The organism is Aminobacter sp. AP02 (assembly GCF_003148805.1).
GTDB lineage: Bacteria > Pseudomonadota > Alphaproteobacteria > Rhizobiales > Rhizobiaceae > Aminobacter.
The window spans coordinates 211,032-234,847 of sequence record NZ_QGGX01000006.1 but is presented as its reverse complement, the minus strand read 5'-3'; the positions used below and the strand labels follow the sequence as shown (position 1 = coordinate 234,847).

Sequence of the window (23,816 nt, the reverse complement as noted above, 5' to 3'; positions counted from 1 at the left end):
ACGCAGCACCATCGCATGCTTCATTGGAAGTGATGGAACGACACGCCCGCGAGGTTCCCGCGAGGCTAGACTGACGAAAGTTAGACTATGGGCAAGGTTACAGGTTTTCTCGAAATCGACAGGCAGGTGCACAAGTACCAGCCGGCTTCCGACCGCATCCGGCATTTCCGCGAATTCACGCTGCCGATGTCGGACAAGGAAGTTGAAAAGCAGGCAGCACGCTGCATGGATTGCGGCATTCCGTTCTGCCATGGGCCGACGGGTTGTCCAGTGCACAACCAGATCCCGGACTGGAACGATCTCGTCTACAATGGCGATTGGGACAATGCGATCCGCAACCTGCACTCGACCAACAACTTCCCCGAATTCACCGGCCGCATCTGCCCCGCTCCTTGCGAGGAAGCCTGCACTCTGAACCTCGAGGACATTCCGGTCGCCATCAAGACCGTCGAGCAGGCGATCGCCGACAAGGCCTATGAGACCGGCTACATCAGGCCTTATCCGCCTGAGAAGAAGACCGGCAAGAAGGTTGCCGTCATCGGCTCCGGCCCTGCCGGCATGGCGGCGGCCCAGCAACTCGGCCGTGCTGGCCACGACGTCCATGTCTATGAGCGCGAGAGCCGCCCAGGCGGTTTGCTGCGCTTCGGCATTCCGGACTTCAAGATGGAAAAGCACTATATCGACCGCCGCGTCGAGCAGATGACGGGCGAGGGGGTGACCTTCCATTGCGGCGTCAATGTTGGCGTCGACAAGCCCGTCACTGAACTTCTGGCCGAGTTCGATGCCGTTCTCTATTGCGGCGGCTCCGAGACGCCGCGTCCGGCGGGCATTCCGGGCGACGACCTCGAGGGCGTGCACGATGCGATGCCTTACCTCGTCCAGCAGAACAAGCGCGTCGGCGGCGAAGACATCCAGTCGGTTGCCTGGGCCTCCGAACCGATCGTCGCTGGTGGCCAGCATGTTGTCGTCGTCGGCGGTGGCGACACCGCGTCCGACTGCGTCGGCACTGCCTTCCGCCAGGGTGCGGTGCGCGTTACCCAGCTCGATATCCGTCCGCAGCCGCCGGAAAAGGAAAACAAGCTCTCGGTCTGGCCCTATTGGGCGACCAAGATGCGCACCTCATCCTCGCAGGCCGAAGGCGCGCAGCGCGAGTTCCAGGTGGCGACGCTGGAATTCATCGGCGAAGAGGGCCAGCTGACTGGCGTGAAGTGCTGCGAAGTCGACGACAAGCGCAAGCCGATCCCGGGTACCGAGTTCGTCATCCGCGCCGATCTCGCCTTCATCGCCATCGGATTTGCCGGCCCGCTCGCCGGCGGCCTGGTCAAGGAGCTCGAAGGCACGCTCGACATCACCACCGATAACCGTCGTTCGACCAATGTCGCGGCCAACGATCGCGACTACAAGACCAACGTCGACAAGCTCTATGTTGCCGGCGATGTGCGCCGTGGCCAGTCGCTGGTGGTCTGGGCTATCCGCGAAGGACGCCAGGCGGCGCACTCGATCGATGTTGCCCTGATGGGGTCAAGCGTTCTGCCACGCTAAGGCTTGGCGGTTTCGATAATGAAAAGGCGCCGCGAGGTGCCTTTTTCATTTCCGGTGGCTTCTGCAAACTACCGCTTGATGGCCGTCGTCATCTCGGTGCTCTGGCCGGCCGGCAGTGGCTTGGGCGGCCACGAGAAATCGTCGGCACGCCCGGGGGGCGCCGCCGGCGCTATGCCCTGCACGACAAGTTTTTCGCCGGGCGAGCGCGGGTCGCCCTTGGCGGCCGTTTGTGCTCCCAGCAATTCGCTGCCGCCGTCGAGTTCGGGGTCGGAAAGCGAGACCGGCACGGTTCGGTCGATATTGACCGGCACGTTCAGTTCGCCGGGGGTCGCTTGCGGCAAGCTTGCCGGCATCACGGTCTCGGTTCCCAGAGCGGTGATACCGAGCAGCTTGTTGAGCGACTTTTCCGTATAGAAGGCGAGCTTGCGCTTACCGGCCTTGGTGACGTTGATGCCGTCATCGGAGCGCAGGCGCACCGGCTGGCCGTTGATATCGGGGCCGCTGGTGACGAAGGCACCGCCCTCATCGACAAAGCCGCCCCAGACATCGATGAATTCGCTTCCCACTGCCTCGGTCGCCGCACGATAAACATCGTTGAAGGCGAGCATGTCGGTGCTCGCCTTCGGCGACTTGAAGGCCGGCATGCCGACCCACAGGAACGGCACCTTGGTGGCGGAGATAGTTTTTGCCAGCGCTTCGGTGCGGGCTTTGTATTCCTTGGTCCAGGCTGCGTTCATCGGCGGCTCGCGCGTGTCACCGATCTTCATCTGCTGGCGATCATTTGAGCCCATCATGACGATGACGGCGGCGGGTTTTTCCTGCTCGATCAGGGCTTTGGCATTCTCGGGCCAGTTGTAATAGTCATCGCGCACGAAGCCCGACGAACCGTTGGTCTTGTCGATGACCCGGACCTTGGCATTTTCGGCGAAGACGGCGCTGAGGCCCTCGGCGATGCCAGCGCCGAGGAAGTCACCGATGACAAGAACGACCTTGGCGTCGAGCGCTTTCTCGATGACGGGAACGACCGGTTCGGCCGGCCTGGCGACGGTGCCCACAGCGCTCTTCGGCTTGCGCGGGGCCCTGCGAATGACGCGCTGCGGGGCTTGCTGCTGCTGATAGATGTAAGGATCAACGCGCGGTTCGCGGCGCGGCATGAAGAGGTCGCGCAGCGACCACCGCCGCAATATGCCTTCCTGGGCTGCAGCTGGGCTTGGCATGGTGGACGAGATGGCGGTCACGGCGACCGCCACCGCGAGCAGTGGCATCGTCAGGCGCAAAAGCAAAAACCTTGAACGACGTGTCGATGCCAAATGCAGCCTCCGGTTGCTAATTACGCCGCAGCCATTTGAGGACTTCCATGCTCGGATGCCCGTCCGGCGTCAAGCCCAGCTGTGCCTGGAACGCCTTGATTGCGGTGCGCGAGCCTTCGCCGATCTTGCCGTCGCTCTTGCCATCGTAATAGCCGTGCGCCGACAGCCGCTTCTGCAACTCCTGCTTCTCTTCGAAGCTGAGCTTGGTGAACGGTCGCTTCCAGTCCTGTACCAAGCCACCATAGCCGGCGATCTCGTCGGCAAGAAGGCCAACGGCGAGCGCATACTTATCGGCATTGTTGTAGCGCTTGATGACGGAAAAATTCTTGGTCATCAGGAATGCCGGTCCACCGCGTCCGTCCGGCACCTTGAGGGTGGCCACGTCGGAGCCGCGCTTGAAGGCCTTGCCATTGGCGCGTTCGACGCCAAGCGCTGCCCACTTGTCGAGCGTCATCGATCCCGAGGGGAACTTCTGGCCCTGGGGCAGCACGACCTCGTAACCCCAGGTCTTGCCGGCCTGCCAGCCATTCTTCTTCAGAAGATTTGCGGCCGTGGCGAGCGCGTCGGGCACGGAGTTCCAGATGTCGCGCTTGCCATTGCCGTCTGCGTCGACGGCATAGGCCTGGTAGCTGGTCGGGATGAACTGGGTGTGCCCCATGGCGCCGGCCCAGGAGCCGACGAGATGGCTCTCGTCGATGTCGCCGCGCTGCAGGATCTTGAGCGCCGCGATCAGCTGGGTGCGAGCAAACTTCGCCCGGCGCTGGTCGCCATAGGCGAGCGTCGCCAGCGAGCGCACCACATTGCGCATAACCTTGTCGTTCTTGAGAATTTCGCCGTAGTTCGATTCCATCGACCAAATGGCCAGCAGAACATAGCGGTCGACGCCGTAGCTGGCCTCGATGCGGTCGAGCCACGGCTTCCACTTGCGTGCCATCTCACGGCCTACCGCTATCGACTGGTCGTGCACGCGGTTGTCGAAGTAATCCCACACCGGTGCCGTGAATTCCGGCTGGAAGCGGGCTTTTTCCAGAACCTCGGGATCCGCCGAGGTTACGCCGCGAAAGGCACGATCATAGGTCGCACGGGAGATTCCGTTGTCGGCGGCTACCGAACGGAAGCTCGCGACCCAGCGTTCGAAGCCAGCCTCGGCCGCCGCCGGGCCAGCAGGCAACAGCAGCGCGAGCGAAAGACCAGCGATCGCGGCAACGCCTGCGAGACTCTTGGCGGTTTTGCGAAGGGGCATTCTTTCCTCCTTGGAGAGATCAGAAAGTCGATTCATCGCCTAAGCCGGTTAGCAATCAGTTTACCATGGTCCCCAGAGGAACGAAAAACGCCCTTGGGGATTGTCTCCTTAATGGGCGGGACAATCAAGATCGCGTGATCGATGGTCTTGCCCCTGTCCCCGAATACGTGAACGCGTTCAGTATTCCTCAATTCGGGCGTGAGAATGTCACTTCTCATACCTGTAATCTTCTATCGGACGACGAAGCAATGAAGAGAGTTCGCAAGGCAGTTTTCCCGGTCGCCGGTTTGGGCACGCGTTTTCTGCCTGCCACCAAGTCGATTCCGAAGGAAATGCTGACGGTTGTCGATCGTCCGGTGATTCAATACGTGGTCGATGAGGCACGCGAGGCGGGCATCGAGCATTTCATCTTCGTCACCGGCCGCAATAAGGCGGTCATCGAAGATCATTTCGACGTTCAGTTCGAACTCTATGACACGCTGGCCCAGCGCGGCAAAGGTGAGCAGCTCGAGCGCTTGCAGCGGCTGCAACCCGGGCCGGGACAGACCTCGTTCACCCGCCAGCAAGTGCCGCTTGGCCTTGGCCATGCTGTGTGGTGCGCGCGCGAACTTGTCGGCGACGAGCCCTTTGCACTGCTTTTGCCCGATATGATTATGCAGTCTGAAAAGAGCTGCATGCGCGAGATGGTCGAGCTTTATGCCGAAACCGGCGACAACATCATCGCCGTGCAGGAATGCGATCCCACCGAAACGCACAAATACGGCATCGTCGGACAGGGCAAGGCCGTCCATACCGGCTTCGAGATCGAAGGCATGGTGGAAAAGCCCAAGCAGGGTACGGCACCATCGAACCTCTTCATCAATGGCCGTTACATCCTGCAGCCGGAGATTTTCAACATCCTGGCCAGCCAGGAGCGCGGCGCCGGCGATGAAATCCAGCTCACCGACGCGATGCTGAAGCTCGAAAAGCAGCAGTCTTTCTACGGTTACCACTATCGTGGCCGCACCTTCGACTGCGGCTCGCCGGAAGGCTTCGTCGAAGCCAATGTCGCGTTTGCCTTGTCGCGTTCGGATCTCAACAGGAGCATGGCCGGTGTCATCGAAGGCCTGTTGCAAGAGATGAAGCCTGACCGCTAAGCGGCCGCAATGTCGCTCGCGCGTCAGTTTTGGACGCGCGGCGGCGTAGCAAAGGGCTTTGTCGTCCTGTAGACATTTCCTGCCAGGTGCTCGCAGCGATGCGGGAGAATCGGGAACACGGTGCAAAACCGTGGCGTGCCCAACGCTGTAAGAGGGACCGTATCGGCAAAAGCCACTGTTCGTCCTGAACGGGAAGGCGCCGAACGCGGGTTGAACTCGAGCCAGAAGACCGGCCCGGCAGAAATCGTCCACCGCATGGTCAGGCGGGGGAAATCGATTGCTCGCAAGGGGAAACGCAATGCCGGCTGACCATTTCAACTCCAATGGTTTCGACCAGACCGCACAGGACGCCGTCTACCGTGCCATCTTTACGCGTCGAGATGTGCGCAGCCATTTCCTGCCTGATCCGCTTGAAGATGGGCTGCTGGCAAGGCTTTTGATGGCTGCCCATTGCGCGCCGTCGGTAGGCTTCATGCAGCCGTGGAATTTCATCGTCATCCGCGATGCTGGACGCCGCCAGCAGGTGCGCGATCTGTTCCTTGCCGCGCGTGGGGAGGAATTGCCGCAGATCGCCGAGGAAAAACAGGCGCTCTACCGCAAGCTCAAGCTCGAAGGCATCTGCGAGACCCCGCTCAATCTCGTTGTCACCTGCGACCGCGGCCGCTCGGCAAAGTCGCCGCTCGGACGCTGGCACAATCCGGAAATGGACCTCTACAGCACCGTTTGCGCGGTCCAGAACTTCTGGCTGGCGGCGCGCGCCGAAGGCGTCGGCGTCGGCTGGGTCAGCATCCTCGACCGCGAGGCGCTGAAACAACTGCTCGGCATTCCCGAGCACGTCGTTCCCGTAGCTTACCTCTGCGTCGGCCATGTTTCGGAATTCGCGCCAAGGCCTGATCTCGAACGGCACGGCTGGGGCAGCCGCCTGCCGCTGGCAGACCTCATCATGAGCGAGGTGTATGCGGGAGAAGGGGAAGAAGCGTTGAGGGCGATCGCCGCCGAACTGGTGGCGCCCTAGAGCGCCGATGCGTCAGCGCTGGATTCTCATCCCAAGGAATACACTGTTGGTCGTGCTGTCGCGGTTGGGCAGGGTGCTGGTGAAGGTCTCGTGGCGCAGACGCCCGGTGAGACCGGCATAGCGGTTGAGCCACCAGGTCAGGCCCGCTTCGGCGGTCAGTGTCAGGTCGTGATCGCTTGAGCCGGCATAGTCGCGCCAGCCGACGCCCACGGCAGCCAAACCAGTGAGGTTTGACCGGAGTTCGCGCTCGACGCTGAGGCGCCCGGCATAAAGCACCGAACCGCTTTCGCCCGGTGTGGTCGAGCCTTCCACGAAGGTCGCACCGTTCAAGCCGACGGTGGTACCACGCATCGGCGACCATCTGAGATCGGCGGCAATTGTCGGTTCGGAGATGGTCTTGAGGCGCTCGTCGTCGAAGTTTTCGCTGATCCAGCCTGCCGAGACTTCACCGCCGAATTTCTCGCCCATGTCCAGTTCAACGCCGGCACGCGCGCCGATCTCGTTCGAAGAACGTTCGAAGCCGGCCGTGTCGAGGCGCAGGTCATAGATCCGGCGACCGAACTGGACCTCGCCAAATGGCGTCAACGCCGGGGATATCTGATATCCCGCGCGCAACCTGCCAGAGTAAAGCGTGGAGTTTCTGTCTTTTTGCGACAGCATGGCTCCATCCGACAGTTGCGCATCGCCGTAGGTTTCCTTCGTGGCCTCGCCGGTCACGCCGAAGCGGAATTTGCCGACATCTTTCTCCATCCCGAGCGCGCCATTGAGGATATGGAGCGTCGGGCGCTCGACGGTGCCGACGATAACAACGGGTGAAAAGGCCGATTCCGGGCGGAAATCATAGCCGAGACGCGCGATGGCACGCAGGTCATCGGCAAGATCGAGCTGCAATCGACCATTGATGCCGCCAGCGAGGTCGTCCACCTCCTGGCCGGAGATGGATTTGCGGACAATGCCGTACGCGTCGATGTTCGCCGAATGGGTTTCCCAGTCGGAAGCCGCGTTGAGGCGAAGAGCCGTGTCCGACAGCACTGCCGATTTGCCGTCCGGGCTCGAATCCGCGTTGGTGGTTGCGCCCAAACCTTGCACGAGGCTGGGCCGCAGCACGAAACTGCCGACGCGGATGCCTGTGGGTTCGAAGGGATTTGCGTCGATCAGCAGATCGCGGCCTTCGATGGCGCGTTGCCGCTCGGAGTCCGGCCCGTTGTCCACGCTGGTCTCGGAGTCGACAGTGCCTTGGCGCACAGTGGCAGTGGTGATGTCGTCTTGCGTCGCCGGTGCCGCCCTTGTGGATGACGCGCCAGCGGGGGCGGCGCGTTGCCGCCGCGCCTCTTCGGTGCGCTGGCGCGCCGTCGTTGGCGGGCGATTGGACGCCGCACTGTCGGCATTGGGCGGTTCGCTGAACAGGCTGTCTTCGGCGGCTGGATCAATTGGGTCGGCAAGTGCGCCGGGGCTGGCGGGCTGGTATTCCGCGACCGGAACCTGGGGGGACGGTTGCGGCTGGGTCGGTGGCCTGCGCGTCAGCAGGCCCGCCGCGTTTGCGTCGTCACCAGGACCGCGCAGGCCTGCCTCCTGGGCATGCAAAGGCATGGTGCAAAGCAACGTCGCTATACTTGCTGTCGCCAGCAAGGAGCGCAGTCCAACGTTGCCCCATAGTCCTTTTTGCCCTGGCTTGATCTGCGCCATTTTTTCCACTGCTTCGCCGGCGCATGGGCGCCGCAATTACCAACTGGTAAATGGCCATGGTTAACGGAGAGTTTCTCGTCATCGCTCGGGCATGCCGTTCGGGCTGGATAATCATGGACAGGGACCGTTCGACGCGCTAACGCATGCGACATGCACGCTGGATCACTAAAAAAAGAACCGGATCGGCAGGCGTCGATCGCCTCCGCCCTCCGCACTGTTGCCACAGAGCAGGCCGGCATGGCCGCGCTTGCAGCCGCGCTCGAAGGAGCGTTGGCCGAACCATTCGCCCAGGCAGTGTCGATCCTTGCGCGACTCGGTGGCCGGGTCATCGTTACCGGCGTCGGCAAGAGCGGCCATATCGGCTCGAAGGTCGCAGCGACGCTGTCCTCGACAGGGACGCCGTCCTATTTCGTTCATCCCTCCGAAGCCATTCATGGCGATCTCGGCATGATCACCAAGGAAGATGCGATCGTCGCGCTCTCCTGGTCAGGTGAAACAGCCGAGCTCAAGGGCATCGTTGCCTATTCGAGGCGCTTTTCGATACCGCTGGTTGCCATCACCGCGGGTGACGCTTCCGCATTGGCGCGTCAGGCTGATGTGGTCTTGTCGTTGCCGCGCACGCCGGAGGCCTGCCCGCACGGTCTTGCCCCGACGACCTCGACGCTGCTTCAATTGGCGATAGGCGACGCGTTGGCGGTCGCCCTGCTTGAAGCGCGCGGCTTCACCGCCGATCATTTCCGAACCTTCCACCCCGGCGGCCAGCTTGGCGCGAGCCTGATGCCGGTCGGCGACCTGATGCATACGGGCGACGAGATGCCGATCGTGGCGGTTGGTACCAAGATGCCGGAAGCGGTCAGGACACTGTCGAAGAAGCGCTTCGGCTGTGTCTGCGTCGTGGACGCGGACGGCAAGCTCGCCGGCATCCTCACCGACGGTGATCTGGCACGCAATCTCGACCGCAATCTCGCCGAGACAAATGTCGAAGACATCATGACCGTGCGGCCCAAGACCGTTCCGCGACAGATGCTGGCTGGCACGGCAACCGCCATGCTCAACGAGCACAACATCAGTGCCATTCCCGTGGTGGAAGACGACCGTCCGGTCGGCATCATCCACTTCCACGACCTGCTCAGGGTCGGCGCTGCCTGAGCAGCCTCAGACCGGCTCCACGACCAGTTCCAGATCGACGTCAGCAGCACTGACGACACGCACCTGCGTACCGACAGGCAGGTCCGGGCCGGAAACGCGCCACATCGTGTCGCCAAGCTTGATGCGCCCGCGGCCTTCCTTGATCGGTTCGGTCAGCGTCGCGGTGCGCCCGATCATCTGGGCGCCGCGGCGGTTGAGCAGCGGCTGGTCGGAGACGTCGCCGCGGCCGCGAACGATCTGCTTACCGATATAGGCCGATGCCAGCGCAAGTACGAGGAACGCCAGGATCTGTGCCTGCCAACTCCAGAAGGCCGCATCCCACAAAAGCAGCGACACCGAGCCGACGATAAGCGCGGCAATGCCGATCCATAGCAGGAACACACCCGGCGCAAAGATCTCCATTGTCAGCAGGATGAAGCCGAGCAGCATCCAGTTCCACGGACCCAGTTCGTCAACGATGCTTGCGATCATTTGGGCTTCCCCATCAGTGCGGTCGCTCAGTTCTGCTCAGGCGCAATCCTTGGCGGGCGCGAGGACTGGCGCTGCGCGCCGGCGGTGCCTTCGGCGCGGAACACTTCCTTGGCGATCTCGCCGATGCCGCCCAAGGTGCCGATCAGCGACGAAGCCTCCATCGGCATCAGCACGACCTTGCTGTTGGGGGCCGAGCCGATCTTGGCGAGGGCTTCGGTGTATTTTTGGGCAACGAAATAGTTGATCGCCTGAACGTCGCCCTTGGCGATGGCCTCTGACACGACCTGCGTGGCGCGGGCTTCGGCCTCGGCGGCGCGCTCGCGTGCCTCGGCATCGCGGAAGGCGGCCTCGCGGCGGCCTTCGGCCTCCAGCACCTGTGCGGCCTTGAGGCCTTCGGCTTCGAGGATCTGGGCGCGCTTGTTGCGCTCGGCCATCATCTGGCGCGCCATCGAGTCCACGAGGTTGGCGGGCGGATTGATGTCCTTGATCTCGACGCGGGTCACCTTGATGCCCCAGGGATGTGCTGCTTCGTCGACGACGCGCAGCAGGCGCTCGTTGATCGCGTCACGGTTCGACAACAATTCGTCGAGGTCCATGGAGCCCATGACCGTGCGGATGTTGGTCATGGTGAGGTTGAGGATGGCGTTTTGCAGCCCGGCAACCTGGTATGCGGCCTGCGGCGCGCTGAGCACCTGGTAGAAGGCAACGCCGTCGACCGCCACGATAGCATTGTCGCGGGTAATGACCTCCTGGGTCGGTACATCGAGCACCTGCTCCATCATGTTCATCTTGGCGCCGATGCGGTCGATGAAGGGAATGATCAGGTTGAGACCGGGCGTCAGGGTCTTGGTGTAACGGCCGAACCGTTCGACCGTATAGTTGTAGCCCTGAGGGATGGTCTTGATGCCGGCGAAAAGCAGCAAGAGAACAAGGACGACAAGGACCGGGATGACGATGTCGAAACCACTGAAGTCCATTCGGTTAACCCCTCAGGCTTGAGCTTGCCGGCTGTAGTCATGCCAGCGCTGCGATGCCGAAAGACTTAAGGGCCTTTCAGTGCTGTTACAATCGCGTGCTGGCGGATTGTCAGGTGTTGTCAACGGCGAAAGCTAAACAAGCCGGCGTCGGAGTCCTCGCTGCCCGTAATCGTCGAGGTAATGAGCTCGGCGGCGATACGCGAATAGGTGATGCCATTGCCGCCGTAGCCCATCACGGCATGGATACGCGGATGGCGAGGCAACTGACCAATATAGGGCAAGCCGGTGACCGTGGTGCCGAATGAACCGGCCCAGGAAAACTCGGGCGTCGCATCGAGCTTGGGCAAAAGAGCCTTCAGTTTTCGTGCGATGCGCTCGGATTTTTCAGCTGTCAGCATGTCGCGCTTTGCCTCGTCGGTGAAATCTTCATCCTCTCCGCCGCAGATCACCCGCCCGTCGGCGGTGGCGCGCATATAGAGGTAAGGATCGGAGGCCTCCCAGATGAAGGCGGCTCCGGGCCACAGTGCTCGCTTCTGCTGTCGCGTGGCGATCGCCCAAGTAGAGATGATCTTGTGGTTGGTTGACGGCACGAGGTCTGCGACAAGTTCGTAGCCGGTGGCCAATACGACATGAGTTGCCGTGATCGTCGGGCCTCTGGCGGTCGCGATCACGACATCTTCGCGTCCGTCTTCGATGCCGGTCGCCTCGACGGGAGCGTATAAGCGCGCCTTGCGTGCAAGCGCCTTGCGGAGCAGTCCGGCGGTCAATTTTCTAGGATCGAGCGCCAGATTGTCGGGGCTGAGGATCGCGCCATCGCGCTCCACACCGAATTTTTCGCGCAATGTCGAAGCCGTCAGGTAGGTCGCACCAATGCCAGCTTGGCGCCGCGCTTCGGCCTCTTCGCGCAGGCCGCTCGCGTTCAGAATGTTGCCGGCGAGATAGAGCGATTGCCTGGTCTCGGCGGCGCAGCGGATGCCGAGTTCGCTGATGTGCGCCTTGAGGTTCATCACCGCGAGCCGAGATCGGCGCCAGGCACGCTCGGCCTTCGGCTTGCCGATCTTAAGTGACAGTAGTGAAAGTGGCTGGTCGATCTCGAATTGGACGAGGGCTGTCGTGGCCGAAGTCGAGCCGAGGAACGGTCCGCGCCGATCGATGCAGACAACCGAACAGCCGGCTTCGGTCAATGCTTCGGCGATCATGGCGCCGCTGATACCCATACCGATGACAGCAACATCGGTCTTGACGTCGCGGGTGAGCTTGCCAGTAGGGACGGACGGCGCGCGATAGGCATACCAGACGGGCCGTCCGGTCCTTAGGTCGAGCTTTCGGGTCATGCATGCGCACCTCTCCAGATGTGCTCAACGCACCGCCTTGGGGAGAGGTTCCTGAGGGGCCGACGGCCTTAGCGCGCGCATGCACCACCCCGGATTGGCACCCGCGAGATCGCCTTGGATTGCGGCTCGGCCGTTCCTCAGACCCAGCCCATCAGTTCGCGGCGGGTGATGGTCTCGATGACTGCCATGCCTTCAGGGCTGTCGTTGAGGCAGGGGATGTGGGAGAAGTTCTTGCCGCCGGCGTGGTGGAATATCTCGGCGTTTTCGCCGGCGATCTCCTCCAGCGTTTCGATGCAGTCGGCCGAAAAGCCCGGATTGACGATCGCGATCGACTTGATGCCTTCCTTGGCGAGCCGCTCCACGGTCTTGTCGGTGTAGGGCTGAAGCCATTCCTGCGCGCCGAAGCGCGACTGGAAGGTTGTCATCAGCTTCTTGTCACTCATGCCGAGGCGCTCACGCAGCAGCCGTGTCGTCTTCACGCAATGGCAATGATAGGGGTCGCCCTTTTCGAAATAGGGCTTTGGGATACCGTGATAGGAGGCGAGGATCACCTCCGACTCGAAGTCGACCTTGGCAAGATGCTGCTCGATGGAGCGCGCGAGCGCTTCGATGTAGACCGGTTCGTCATAGTAGGCCGGCACGCTGCGGATGGTCGGCTGGGCCCGCAGCTTCATCAGCGCACGGAAAAACTGGTCGTTAGCGGTTGCCGTCGTTGTTGCCGAATATTGCGGGTAGAGCGGAAACAGAACGATCCGGTCACAGCCCTGTTCGAGCAGCTTCTTGGTGACGCTTTCGGTCGAGGGATTGCCGTAGCGCATGGCCCAGTCGACGACGACGTCGGGCAGGTCACGCAGCGCCTCGGCAAGCTTTTCGCCCTGGGCGCGGGTATGGGTGCGCAGCGGCGACTCGTCGAGCGCGGTGTTCCAGATCTTCTTGTAGTTCTCGCCCGATTTCTTGGGCCGCGTGTTGAGCACGATGCCATAGAGGATCGGATACCACAGCGCCTTCGGCATCTCGATGACGCGCGGGTCGGAGAGGAATTCACGAAGATAGCGCCACATCGACTTCTGGTCGGTGCCGTCTGGTGTGCCGAGATTGACGAGGAGAACGCCGACCTTGCCCTTGCGCACCGCGGGGTGACCGTTTGGGAACGGGCCGAGCGCCTTGGCCGATTTTTCGTCGATCGTCGTGGTCATGTTCATTCGGTGTCTCCGTAATGCGGGATACCTAGTTGAAAGGCGCAACCGTTCAATGTCGCGTCTGGCCGCACCCAAAAAACAAAGTCCGCCCGGCATGCCGGGCGGACTTGTTGAGGGCAAGAGAGCCCTATCAGTTTACCGACGGGATCGAAAGCGTTCCGCCGATGTGCAGGTCCTTGGCCTTGGCGTCAGGATTGGCCTCGGCGATTGCTTTCCACTTGGTCGGATCGCCGAGATAGGTCTTGGCGAGGTCCCAGAACGTGTCGCCAGCAACCACCGTATGCGACTTGGCACCAGCCGGCGCTGCCTCGGCGGGCTTGGCCGGTTCCACGGTTGGCGGGGTGTTTGCGATCTCGGTCGAAGCGCCGGGCAGGACGGGGGTCGCAGGTGCAGCGTCCGCGGGCTTGGCGGGTTCTGCAGCAGGGGCGGCTGCCGCCGCTACGGCGATCTCGGTGATGCGGCCGTCCAGCTTCGGCGTGAAGGGCCGGTTCTTGGCGAGATAGTCGGCGACGACCTGTTCGAGGCTCGGACCGTAGTCATAGGCGTTGGTGGCGTTTTCGGCGAAAAGCTTGTAGCCGTCGCCGCCCTGGCGCACGTAGTTGTTGGTCGCCACCGTGTAGACCTTGGCTTCGTCGATCGGCTTCCAGGCGCCACCGTCCATCACTTCCACCGACTTGACGCGGCCGGCATTGGCGGCGACCGACTTGTCGAAGGAATATTTGAGCCCGGAAACCTGCGGGAACTTGCCCTTGCCCTCTTCGATCTCGCTGACGCCTGCTTCAAGCGAGGCGACGATGTCCTTGCCCGAAAGCTGGAAGGTGGCGAGCGTGTTCTGGAATGGCAGGACCGTTAGAACTTCACCCATGGTGACGACGCCCTGGTCGATGGAGGCACGAATGCCGCCGCCGTTCTGGAAGACGATGGTGACGCCCTGATCCTTGACGCGGTCGAGAATGGCATCGGAAATCAGGTTGCCCATTTCGCACTCGCGTGCCCGGCAGCTTTCACGGCTGCCGTCGATCAGGGCGGTGGTCTCCGAGACTTCCTTGTTCTTCAGTTCCTCGATCGGCGCGCCGAGTTCCTTGATGCGGGCAAGCACTGCCTCGTCGGGCTTGATCGAATTGTCGAGATAGATTGGATCGCCCTTGGCTTCCTTGACGACGCCGTTGTCGTCGAAGGTCACCGTGAATTCGCCGAGATACTTCGAGTAGGACGCAGCCTGGGTGACCGGCACCTTGTAGCCGTCGGGGTTGTCGATCATCGTCGGATAAGGCCCTTCGGCCTTGGCGTCGGTGTTCGACAGCAGCGAGTGCGAGTGACCGCCGACAACCACGTCGACGCCGGGGATCTTGGCGATCATCTCCTTGTCGCGGGGATAGCCGACATGGGTGAGGGCGATGATCTTGTTGACGCCCTCGGCCTTCAGCTTCTCCACTTCGGCAGTGATGTTCTTGACGTCGTCTTCGATGGCAATGTTGGGGCCGGGCGAGGCAACTTCGGGCGTGTCGTTGGTGACGGCGCCGACGATGCCGATCTTCTGGCCGCCGACCTCGAGCACGAGCGACGGCTTGATGCGGTCGCCGACCTTGGACTGCGCATTGGGATGCACGTTGGCGGAAAGGACCGGGAACTGGATCTTCTCGAGGAACGGCACCAGCGCTTCCTCGCCGTCGTCGAACTCGTGGTTGCCCACGGTCATGGCGTCGAACTTCATCTGGTTGAGGAATTCCGCTTCAACCGCGCCCTTGTAGGTGGCGTAGAACAGCGAGCCCTGAAAATTGTCGCCGCCATTGAGCAGCAGCACGTTCTGGCCTTCGAGTTTCTTGCGCTGGTCGGCGATCGCCGTCACCAGGCGCGCCGCGCCGCCGATGCACTCGCCCTTGCCCTCTTCTTCGGTCGAGCAAGTCGATTCGAATTTGTTGTTGCTCTCAATGCGGCTGTGCCAGTCATTGATGTGCATGATGGTCAAAGCGTAATCGGCGAATGACGGCGCGGCGGAATAGCCGAACGCCGAAGCTGACAAAGCCGCAATGGCAGCCAATCTCTTCATGTTGAAATCTCCCGAATGACCCCCGCGAGACGTTTAGCGTCTTCGCTTGACCGGAATGTTACACATTCCTTGGTGCCATGTTCACATCCTCATTTTGCGGATGCAAGGGAGAATCGGAAACGACAAGCCGGCTTACTTGCCGTGCGCAGGAGCATACGTACGTAAACCAAAGCGCCGTGCGTTCGAATGGACGCACGGCGCTCTGAAACTACGAATCCACGCATCGCGCCCCTTGAAAATCTGATCTGATTTTCGGGCCGCTGCGGTAGGTCAGGCCGAACGCCTGGTCAGCGTGAATTGCTGGTTGGTGCCGCTGGTGCAGTTCAGCTGGTTGGCGGAGATCAGCAGGCAGTTGAAGCTGATCGGCGACTGGCGGATCAACGAGGTGCCGTTGATCTGTACCGAATTGGCGCCGGTCAGGATGTAGGTGCCGTCAGAAAGCTTCTGGCCGGTATCGGTTGCGACCGTCTGGAACGAGCCGTTCGTGAAGGTCGAAAGCCCGGTCCCCTTGGCGTCGAGCCAAGCACCTTCCACACCCGATGGCGCCGATCCGGAACCACCGCCCGAAGAGCCACCGCTGGTAGAGCAGCCGGCAATGGCGGCCGCAAGCAGGGCAAGTACTCCGGCCGAAACAATTTTGCGCGAAGTTGTCATGAAGTAGTCCTCTCCTCAGTCCGCTTGCCTTCAATCGCCCGATTTGGCGATGAAGGCAAGGGCAGAGCAAGGCGGTTAAGAACTGAGGCAGTAAGGCACTAGGGCAGTAAACCTACTTCCCTGGTGCCCATCGCTCTCATCTTTTTTAGCGCACCAGAACGTTGCGGAACTGCCATGGATCGTCCTTGTCGAGATCCTCCTCGAACAGGCCAGGGCGGCCTTCGAGCGGCGTCCAGTCGGTGTAATAGCCGTTGACCGGCCCGAGGTAGGGCAATTGCACTTCGAGGCAGCGCCGGTAGTCGGTTTCGTCGGCCTCGACGATACCGGCCTCCGGGTTCTCCAGCGCCCAGACCATGCCTGCGAGCACCGCCGAGGAGACCTGCAGGCCCGTTGCGTTCTGATAGGGCGCGAGCTTGCGGGCCTGTTCCAGCGACAGCTGCGAGCCGAACCAATAGGCGTTCTTGTCGTGGCCGTAGAGCAGCACGCCGAGTTCGTCGACACCATCGACCAGCTCGTCCTCGTCGAGAACGTGGTGCACTGGCTGCGGCTTGCCGGCGGCGCCGAACATCTCGTGCATCGACAGAACCGCGTCGTTGCAAGGATGATAAGCGTAGTGGCAGGTCGGACGGTAAGTCACCTTGCCCTTCTTGGAGCGCACTGTGAAGAAGTCGGAGATCGAGATCGCCTCGTTGTGGGTGACCAGGAAACCGTACTGCGGTCCTGGCGTCGGGCACCAGGTACGGACGCGGGTGTTGGCGCCTGGCTGTTCGAGATAGATCGCGCCCTTGTTGCCGTGCTTGAACTTCTTGGCGTTCTTGGGCTTCCAGGTCTCGTGCGTGCCCCAGCCGAGCTCGGCCGGCTGCAGGCCTTCCGAGATGAAGCCTTCGACCGACCAGGTGTTCCAGAACACGTTCATCGGCTTGGGATTCTTGGTGCGCTGGGTGTCGCGCTCGGCGATGTGAATGCCCTTGACGCCCGCCTTCTTCATCAGCGCGGCCCAGCCTTCGCGGTCGTGCTGTGCGGGTTCCTCGAATTCGATGCCGAGGTCCTTGGAGAGGTTGACCAGCGCCTGCTTGACGAACCACGAGACCATGCCCGGGTTGGCGCCGCAGGTGGAGACGGCGGTCGTGCCGCCGGGGTGCTTGCGCCGTTCGGCCAGAAGCGTTTCGCGCAACGCATAGTTGGTGCGCTCGTCATTGCCGGCGTTGTTGTCGAAGTAGAACCCGAGCCACGGCTCGATGACGGTGTCGACGTAAAGGGTGCCGAGCTTGCGGCACAGATGCATCAGGTCCACCGAACCGGTGTCGACCGACAGGTTGACGCAGAAACCCTGGCCTCCGCCATTGGTCAGCAGGGGCGTCAGAAGCTCCTTGTAATTGTCCTTGGTTACCGCCTCCTGGATGAATTTGATGCCGCGCTCATCCGCGAGTTTACGGTTCTCGTCGCTGGGATCGATAATCACCATGCGCGACTTGTCGAACTTGAAATGGCGTTCAATGAGGGGGAGAGTTCCGCGACCGATCGAGCCGAAACCGATCATCACAACAGGACCAGCAATCTCACCGTAAACGGGCCATTTTTCATTCGCCATTTTTTATGGCACTCCTTCTCACACTAAAAGAGCCGGGCCACGATTGACCCGGCTTCAACAGCTAAACCATACATGCTTGTTGCAATAAAGCGAATCCGGCGCCCCATATGCTGTGGGAAGCGGACGTTATGCCGCTATAGTTAGCCGGCGTTCGCCATGGAATGCAGGAAATCGACGAGCCTGTCCCGGTCGGCGGCGAGGCCTTTGTAGTCGAGTTGCTCGCGGTCGAGGCTCATCAGTTGCTCTGCGAAGGATGCGGCCAATAGGGCGCGTTCGTCGCTCTGCGCAAGCACCGCGAGAGGGTCGAGATAGATGCGGATGGTGAACAGGATGTCGCCAGAGACCGGCAGCTTTCTCAAGGTCTGCCGCTCGACGCGGATGAAGGCCCGGCCGGCGACATCGGCGTCGGCAAAGGTCGACTGGGTCTCCGACGAGCGAGCGATGCGCTGGCGGTCGGAGAGCGGGTGATAGAGATCTCCACTGGCCTGGATCGACCAGTTGAAACGCTCGACCAGCACAGCCAACTTGTCGAACATGCGAGCGATCAACTCGGCCATGCGGGTGCCGGGGCCGAAGCCGGGCACGGGGCCGTGGATCTGGTGGATTGGCAGGCCGAATTTTTCGGTGAGCTTCCATGACGAGGGAAAACACAGCGAGCCGGCCGCCAGCCGCCAGCCATTCTCGCCCTGCCGCATCAGAATGAGATCTTCCTGCACCAGCTTCGAGGCGGCGATCAGCGGATTGTCGCCAGCGTTCTGGATATCGACGGACCGGTCTGTCCCTGCGACGACGCAGCGGCCGCCTTCGAGGCAATAGGCTTCGGGGAAGCGCTCGACGAGATGCGCGACCAGGAGGTCGAGCACTTCCTGCTGGGCCTCCCGCGTTTCCGGCTCGGCGACGAACACCTTGTCGGGCAACTCGGCATAGAGCCTGTCTTTTTCCGAGAGATAGGCCTCGAGATGATCGTCGAGCTCGATCCAGTCGCGCGGCTCGGCTTGCTTGAGGCCGATGGCGAATGGTTTCGAGCTGCCGTCATATGGGGTGTGGGTGGGGCTGTCGGTCATCGCAACTTGTCGGACTGAGTGGCTGGGTGTGGCTTAGCCTGCGGCGCGGGATGTCGGCAATGTCGCGCTATTGGGCCAGGTTCGCCGCGATCAAACCGCGCAGCGAATTGCCGAACCAGATTTTCGCGGCTCGGCGAAAATCGGCAGCGCTCACGACCGCCTCCACAGCCATGCCGCCTTCGATCATTTCGCCGCGCAGCACCCCGGCGAGCAGGCCGCAGGCGAGGGCAGGCGTCTTGAGCGGGCCGCCGTCGCCCATATCAACGAAGACATTGGTGATCGTGCCTTCGCAGACGTCGCCAGCCTCGTTGAGCAGGATCACCTCGTCGGCCTGTTCGCGCGAAAATTCGGCGCGGGCGCGATCATAGGCGTCGCGGCGCGTGGTCTTGTGCCGAAGCAGCGGATTTGACGAGGCGAGCCTCGTGTCGGCGATGCGCACGATCCAGGTGGTATCAGGAGCAAGCGGAGTGAAGGCCTGCGTCGTGATATCGACGCTGCCATCGGCGGAAAGGGCCAGGCGGACCCTGAGGGCGGTGTCGCCACCCACCGCGAGCCTAAGCGCATTTTCGACAGTTCCCTGGTCGAAGGTGAAGCCAAGTGCCTTGGCAGACGCCCTGAGCCGCGCAAGATGCAAGCCCCCACGCAGGAAGCCGGTCGCCGGTTCCCAGCGCATGGTCTCGATCAGCTCGAAGCCGGCACCGTGCCCGTGGCGAAGCGTGCTTTGAGAAGGCATTCCGCGTACTCCGCTTCCGAAGTTGAATCGAAGACAACTCCGCCACCGACATTGTACACGGCCTCGCCGTCCTCATGCAGAGTGATGGTCCTGATCGCCACGGAAAAACGCATCGTCCCGCCAGGTGCTATCCAGCCGATTGCGCCGCAATAGACGTCGCGCGGCACGCTTTCCAGTTCACGCAGGATCTCCATCGCCCGGATTTTAGGCGCGCCGGTGATCGAGCCGCATGGAAACAGGGCGGCAAACACCCGCTCGATGGAAAGCCCCGGCAAGAGCTTGGCCCGCACGCGGCTGACCATCTGGTGCACTGTCGGATAGCTCTCGATGCGGAACAGTTCGGGCACGTCGAGCGTGCCGACCTCGCTGATGAGCGAGATGTCGTTGCGCAAGAGATCGACGATCATGCGGTTTTCCGCCTGGTTTTTCCCGTCGTTGCGCAGGAATTCGCGCAGTGCTGCGTCCTCTTCGGGCGTCTTGCCGCGCGGGGCAGTACCCTTCATCGGATGGGTCTCGATCCAGCCTTCGCTGTCAATCTCGAAGAACAGCTCGGGCGAGCGCGAAAGCACCACGGGGCCGCCGAGCGATACAAGCGCGCCATACTTCACGGGCTGGCGCGCGATCAGCGCATCGAAGGCATCGAGCGCTTGGCCGGTCCATTGCGCATGGACAGGGAATGTCAGGTTGGCCTGGTAGCAATCGCCCTGGCGCAGATGCTGGTGCAGTTTCCTGAAACGGCGTTCATAGTCGGCTTCTGACCATGTCGCCCGGGCGTCGAAGATCGGTCCGTTGGTGACGGGTTCGCGCGATGGCGCCCGGTTGCGGTCCGATGGCTGGTCGAACACGCCAAGGCACACCAGCGGAGCGCGCCGGCCCTCGGGAAGGAGCGGCCGAAGCTTGGGTTCGAGCAGGTAGCCGGCCTCGTAGGAAAAATAGCCGGCCAGCCATTTGCCCTGTTCGTGCGCCTTTTGGGCTGCCTGCAAGGCCGGAAAAAAGTCCGCAGTGTCATGCGCGACAATGACTTCGCGGGGTGCCTCGAACAGCACCTCGCGGCCGGCGGGGTCGTCCCTGAATAGGACGAATGGAGAAGCAATATCAGCCATGATTTCAGCGTGTATGGGAACGTGCCGGGCTCAGTCCAGCGCTTCCAACTCGTCAATGAGGTTGTCGATGACGGCAAGACCCTTCTGCCAGAAGGCCGGGTCGGTGGCGTCGAGCCCGAACGGCTTCAGAAGCTCGGAGTGATGCTTGGTGCCGCCAGCGCGCAGCATCTCGAAATACTTCTCCTGAAAGCCGCTCTCTGCATTCTGGTAGACCGCATAGAGCGAGTTCACCAGGCAATCGCCGAAGGCGTAGGCATAGACGTAGAAGGGCGAATGTATGAAGTGCGGGATGTAGGACCAGAACACCTCGTAACCGTCGCGCAGCTTGATCGCCGGCCCCAGGCTCTCGGCCTGCACCTCGAGCCAGAATTGGCCGAGCTGGTCGGAGGTCAGCTCGCCATTCTTTCGCTCGGAATGCACCTTGCGCTCGAATTCGTAGAAGGCGATCTGGCGCACGACCGTGTTGATCATGTCTTCGACCTTCTGGGCCAGCATCGCCTTGCGCTCGCGCTTGTCGGTGGTGCGGTCGAGCAGCGAGCGGAAGGTCAGCATCTCGCCGAACACGCTCGCGGTTTCGGCCAGCGTCAGCGGTGTGGAGGCCATCAGCGCGCCCTGGCCGCCAGCCAGTACCTGATGCACGCCGTGGCCGAGTTCGTGGGCCAGGGTCATGACGTCGCGCGGCTTGCCCATGTAGTTGAGCAGGACGTAGGGATGCGCCGAGGGCACCGTGGGGTGCGCAAAGGCGCCTGGCGCCTTGCCCGGACGCACCGGCGCGTCGATCCAGCGGCGGTCGAAGAAATCGCGCGCGATGTCGGCCATCTCAGGCGAAAAGCGCTGATAAGCGGTCAGCACCGTGTCCTTGGCTTCGTCCCAGCCAATGGTTGCCTGCGGCGTCTCGGGCAACGGCGCGTTGCGATCCCAATGGTTCATCACCTCCATGCCGAGCCATCTGGCCTTCATCGCATAATAGCGGTGCGACAGGCGCGGATAGGCCTCGCGAACGGCGGCGGCGAGGGCGTCGACCACTTCGCGCTCGACCCGGTTGGCTAGGTGTCGGGAGTCGGCAATGTCTTCGAAGCCGCGCCAGCGGTCGGAAATCTCCTTGTCCTTGGACAAGGTGTTGGTGATCAGGGTGAATACGCGCAGGTTCTTGCGGAAGGTCGCGGCAAGTGCTTCGGATGCCGCCTTGCGCACCTCGCCGTCCGGGTCCTGAAGCTTGTTCAGCGCCGGCTCGAGGGTCAGTTCCTCGCCGCCGATGTCGAAACGCAGGTCGGACATCGTCTCGTCGAACAGCCTGTTCCAGGCACCGCGCCCGGTGATCGACTTCTCATGGAACAGCTGCTCGACGCGGTCTTCGAGCTGGTAAGGCTTGTCCTTGCGCAGGTCGAGCACCCAAGGGCGGTAGTGGCCGAAGGCCGGATCATCGTCGAGCGCCTGGAGGATCAGCTCGTCGTCGACGAGGTTGAGTTCGAGCGCGAAGAACAAGAGATGCGCGCTGGCGTCGGTCATCTTTTCCTGGACGTCGCCGTAGAGCTTGGCGCGCTTGGGGTCGGAGGTGTCGCCGGAGTAGACCAGTCCGGCATAAGAGACCACGCGCCCGACAAGTTCCTCCAGCGCCTCGTAGCTGCGCATCGCCTCGCCAAGCTTGCCTGCGGCACCACGCGCTGCCTCGATCGAAAGCGTTCCTTTCCAGCGGGCCTCGAAGGCGACCGCATCGGCCGAGGCCTTGTCGAGGTCGCGGACAAGCTCGGGCGCTTCCATCCCGGCATAGAGGTCGCCGAGGTTCCATTCGGGCAGTTCGCCAAGCCCTGTCACACTCCCTGCGGAGGCTGTGGCTGACATCTCTTGCCCGGAATTCCAACGCATTGCGTCTTCCTTTTCACTTACTTGTACCGGTTCGTTCAAATCATAAGGGATTCGTTCACCGGCTTTTTTGAAACCTTATTTAGAACCCTGTGCCAGGATGATCCACATCCAAAACGGCAGCTACGGGCATATTCCGGACATTCATGGCAGGTTCGATTCTCATAGTCGATGACGATCCCGTCCAACGTCGCCTTGTCGACGCCGCGGTGACGAAATTCGGCCACACCGCTCTCGTGGCGGATGGCGGGGAGGCGGCCTTGCGCCTGCTCGACGGACCGCGTGGCGGCGAGATCGACGTGATCATCCTCGACCTGTCCATGCCGGGCATCGATGGCATCGGCGTGCTCAAGGCCATGCGCGAACGCGGCATGGCCATTCCGGTCATCGTCCAGACGGCGCAGGGCGGCATCGAGACCGTGGTGTCGGCGATGCGCAACGGCGCCTTCGATTTCGTCGTCAAACCAGCGTCGCCGGACAAGCTCCAAGCAGCGATTGCGAACGCGCTCAAAGTCGAGGCCGTCGGAGGCGAGATCCGGCGGACGGCGCGGCGCGGCAGCGGGCTGTTGACCTTCCGCGACATGATCACCCGAAGCCCGGCCATGGACCGGGTCATCCGGCTCGGCCAGAAGGCGTCGGCATCGAACATCCCGATCCTGATCGAGGGCGAATCGGGGGTCGGCAAGGAACTTGTGGCACGTGCCATCCAGGGGTCCGGCGATCGGCGCTCGAAGCCCTTCGTTACTGTCAATTGCGGGGCGATCCCCGACAATCTGGTTGAAAGTATCCTGTTCGGCCATGAGAAGGGCTCATTCACCGGTGCGACGGACAAGCACGCGGGCAAGTTCGTCGAAGCCGACAAGGGAACCTTGTTCCTCGACGAGATCGGCGATCTGCCGCTCGACGTGCAGGTCAAGCTGTTGCGCGCCGTGCAGGAAGGCGAGGTCGATCCCGTCGGCGGACGATCAACCGTCAAGGTCGACATCCGGCTGATTTCGGCGACGCACCGCAACCTCTTGCAACAGGTCAAGGACGGCAAATTCCGCGAGGACCTGTTCTACCGCCTCAACGTCTATCCGATTTTCGTGCCGCCGTTGCGTGAGCGCCGCGACGATATTCCGCTGCTCGTCAGTCATTTCATTTCCCGTGTCGCGCCGGCAAGCCCGCATGGCAGGATTCCGATGATCTCGGAAAATGCACTGGCATTGCTTCAGGCCTATGACTGGCCGGGCAACATCCGGCAGCTGGAAAACGCCATTTTCCGTGCGTGTGTCCTGTCTGAAGGCGATGTGCTGACCGAAGACGAGTTTCCGCAGATACGCGCTCAGGTCGAAGGCGTTGTCGATCTCGGCGGCACCACTGTTGCCGATACGGGCACCGAACGAGCGTCTCTCCCCGCTCCCGTACTGCCGCGGGCCCCGGAACGGGCGAGGCCGGGAATGCTGCGGGCGCTCGACGAGCGTGGCAATGTACGTCCACTGTCCGACGTTGAATTCGAGATGATCCGGCTCGCCATCGACCACTATCATGGCCAGATGAGCGAGGTCGCGCGGCGGTTGGGAATCGGGCGCTCGACGCTGTACCGCAAGCTCAAGGAGTACGGAATCGATCCTGAGACCGGGCGGAGCGAGAGACTCGCTTCCTGATATTTTTCTTTAGCGGAACTGAATTAAGGCTTGCGTGTCGCTTGCGCGCC

The 23,816-nt window shown here is 62.1% G+C and carries 19 protein-coding genes and 1 riboswitch; of the genes, 5 read left to right on the top strand and 14 right to left on the bottom strand.

Translation table 11 applies throughout. From position 1 onward, the window contains the following. Window positions 1-87 precede the first annotated feature (87 nt). Window positions 88-1,542, top strand: a complete 1,455-nt coding sequence (locus C8K44_RS10070) for a glutamate synthase subunit beta (protein WP_109575639.1) — start codon at window positions 88-90, stop codon at window positions 1,540-1,542. Between the two features lie 68 nt (window positions 1,543-1,610). On the opposite strand, the gene C8K44_RS10065 is transcribed toward C8K44_RS10070, so the two are convergent. Beyond that, window positions 1,611-2,852 carry a DUF459 domain-containing protein gene (locus tag C8K44_RS10065; RefSeq protein WP_245417436.1) on the bottom strand — a complete coding sequence of 414 codons (1,242 nt, stop codon included), beginning with the start codon at window positions 2,850-2,852 and terminating at the stop codon, window positions 1,611-1,613. A gap of 16 nt (window positions 2,853-2,868) precedes the next feature. Continuing rightward, window positions 2,869-4,095 (bottom strand): lytic murein transglycosylase, encoded by a 1,227-nt coding sequence (locus C8K44_RS10060; RefSeq protein ID WP_109575638.1) that lies wholly within the window; start codon window positions 4,093-4,095, stop codon window positions 2,869-2,871. A gap of 248 nt (window positions 4,096-4,343) precedes the next feature. On the opposite strand from C8K44_RS10060, the gene galU reads away from it, so the two are divergent. Continuing rightward, the gene (gene galU, locus C8K44_RS10055) at window positions 4,344-5,231 is read left to right on the top strand and encodes a UTP--glucose-1-phosphate uridylyltransferase GalU (RefSeq protein WP_109575637.1); all 888 of its coding nucleotides are present in this window, start codon (window positions 4,344-4,346) and stop codon (window positions 5,229-5,231) included. 67 nt (window positions 5,232-5,298) lie between these two features. After that, a riboswitch (cobalamin riboswitch) is annotated at window positions 5,299-5,484 on the top strand. Between the two features lie 45 nt (window positions 5,485-5,529). After that, complete coding sequence (gene bluB, locus C8K44_RS10050) at window positions 5,530-6,246, top strand: 5,6-dimethylbenzimidazole synthase (protein WP_109575636.1); 717 nt, start codon at window positions 5,530-5,532, stop codon at window positions 6,244-6,246. 12 nt (window positions 6,247-6,258) lie between these two features. Here the strand turns inward: bluB and C8K44_RS10045 are convergent, their stop codons facing one another. Next, window positions 6,259-7,836: an outer membrane beta-barrel protein gene (locus C8K44_RS10045; RefSeq protein WP_245417435.1), complete on the bottom strand. Its 1,578-nt coding sequence runs from the start codon at window positions 7,834-7,836 to the stop codon at window positions 6,259-6,261. A gap of 246 nt (window positions 7,837-8,082) precedes the next feature. Here C8K44_RS10045 and C8K44_RS10040 point away from each other — a divergent pair, with 246 nt between their 5' ends. Then, window positions 8,083-9,081 (top strand): KpsF/GutQ family sugar-phosphate isomerase, encoded by a 999-nt coding sequence (locus C8K44_RS10040; RefSeq protein ID WP_109575634.1) that lies wholly within the window; start codon window positions 8,083-8,085, stop codon window positions 9,079-9,081. A gap of 6 nt (window positions 9,082-9,087) precedes the next feature. Here C8K44_RS10040 and C8K44_RS10035 read toward each other — a convergent pair whose 3' ends face one another. From C8K44_RS10035 to C8K44_RS09985, 11 genes are all read right to left on the bottom strand, one after another. Continuing rightward, window positions 9,088-9,552 carry an NfeD family protein gene (locus C8K44_RS10035; protein WP_109575633.1) on the bottom strand — a complete coding sequence of 155 codons (465 nt, stop codon included), beginning with the start codon at window positions 9,550-9,552 and terminating at the stop codon, window positions 9,088-9,090. Window positions 9,553-9,578: 26 nt separating this feature from the next. Next, window positions 9,579-10,529, bottom strand: a complete 951-nt coding sequence (locus C8K44_RS10030; RefSeq protein ID WP_109575632.1) for an SPFH domain-containing protein — start codon at window positions 10,527-10,529, stop codon at window positions 9,579-9,581. A 119-nt stretch (window positions 10,530-10,648) separates the two neighbouring features. After that, window positions 10,649-11,863: an FAD-dependent oxidoreductase gene (locus C8K44_RS10025; protein WP_109575631.1), complete on the bottom strand. Its 1,215-nt coding sequence runs from the start codon at window positions 11,861-11,863 to the stop codon at window positions 10,649-10,651. Between the two features lie 137 nt (window positions 11,864-12,000). After that, a complete protein-coding gene (hemH, locus tag C8K44_RS10020) occupies window positions 12,001-13,065 on the bottom strand; it encodes a ferrochelatase (RefSeq protein WP_109575630.1) in 1,065 nt (354 codons plus the stop codon). Between the two features lie 127 nt (window positions 13,066-13,192). Next, a complete protein-coding gene (locus C8K44_RS10015; RefSeq protein ID WP_109575629.1) occupies window positions 13,193-15,112 on the bottom strand; it encodes a 5'-nucleotidase C-terminal domain-containing protein in 1,920 nt (639 codons plus the stop codon). A 270-nt stretch (window positions 15,113-15,382) separates the two neighbouring features. Continuing rightward, complete coding sequence (locus C8K44_RS10010) at window positions 15,383-15,766, bottom strand: hypothetical protein (RefSeq protein WP_109575628.1); 384 nt, start codon at window positions 15,764-15,766, stop codon at window positions 15,383-15,385. A gap of 145 nt (window positions 15,767-15,911) precedes the next feature. Then, window positions 15,912-17,357, bottom strand: a complete 1,446-nt coding sequence (locus C8K44_RS10005; RefSeq protein ID WP_109575627.1) for a homospermidine synthase — start codon at window positions 17,355-17,357, stop codon at window positions 15,912-15,914. 140 nt (window positions 17,358-17,497) lie between these two features. Next, on the bottom strand, window positions 17,498-18,421 hold the full coding sequence (locus C8K44_RS10000) for a DUF3445 domain-containing protein (RefSeq protein ID WP_109575626.1): 924 nt from the start codon (window positions 18,419-18,421) through the stop codon (window positions 17,498-17,500). A 67-nt stretch (window positions 18,422-18,488) separates the two neighbouring features. Further along, complete coding sequence (locus tag C8K44_RS09995) at window positions 18,489-19,154, bottom strand: aminotransferase class IV family protein (RefSeq protein ID WP_109575625.1); 666 nt, start codon at window positions 19,152-19,154, stop codon at window positions 18,489-18,491. Next, window positions 19,103-20,257, bottom strand: coding sequence for an aminodeoxychorismate synthase component I (locus tag C8K44_RS09990; protein ID WP_199227063.1), 1,155 nt, complete (start codon window positions 20,255-20,257; stop codon window positions 19,103-19,105). Before C8K44_RS09990 ends, C8K44_RS09995 begins: the two co-directional genes overlap by 52 nt. A 30-nt stretch (window positions 20,258-20,287) precedes the next feature. Further along, on the bottom strand, window positions 20,288-22,123 hold the full coding sequence (locus C8K44_RS09985; RefSeq protein WP_109575624.1) for a M3 family oligoendopeptidase: 1,836 nt from the start codon (window positions 22,121-22,123) through the stop codon (window positions 20,288-20,290). A gap of 143 nt (window positions 22,124-22,266) precedes the next feature. On the opposite strand from C8K44_RS09985, the gene C8K44_RS09980 reads away from it, so the two are divergent. Next, window positions 22,267-23,766, top strand: coding sequence for a sigma-54 dependent transcriptional regulator (locus tag C8K44_RS09980; protein WP_109575623.1), 1,500 nt, complete (start codon window positions 22,267-22,269; stop codon window positions 23,764-23,766). The last annotated feature ends 50 nt before the right edge of the window (window positions 23,767-23,816 follow it).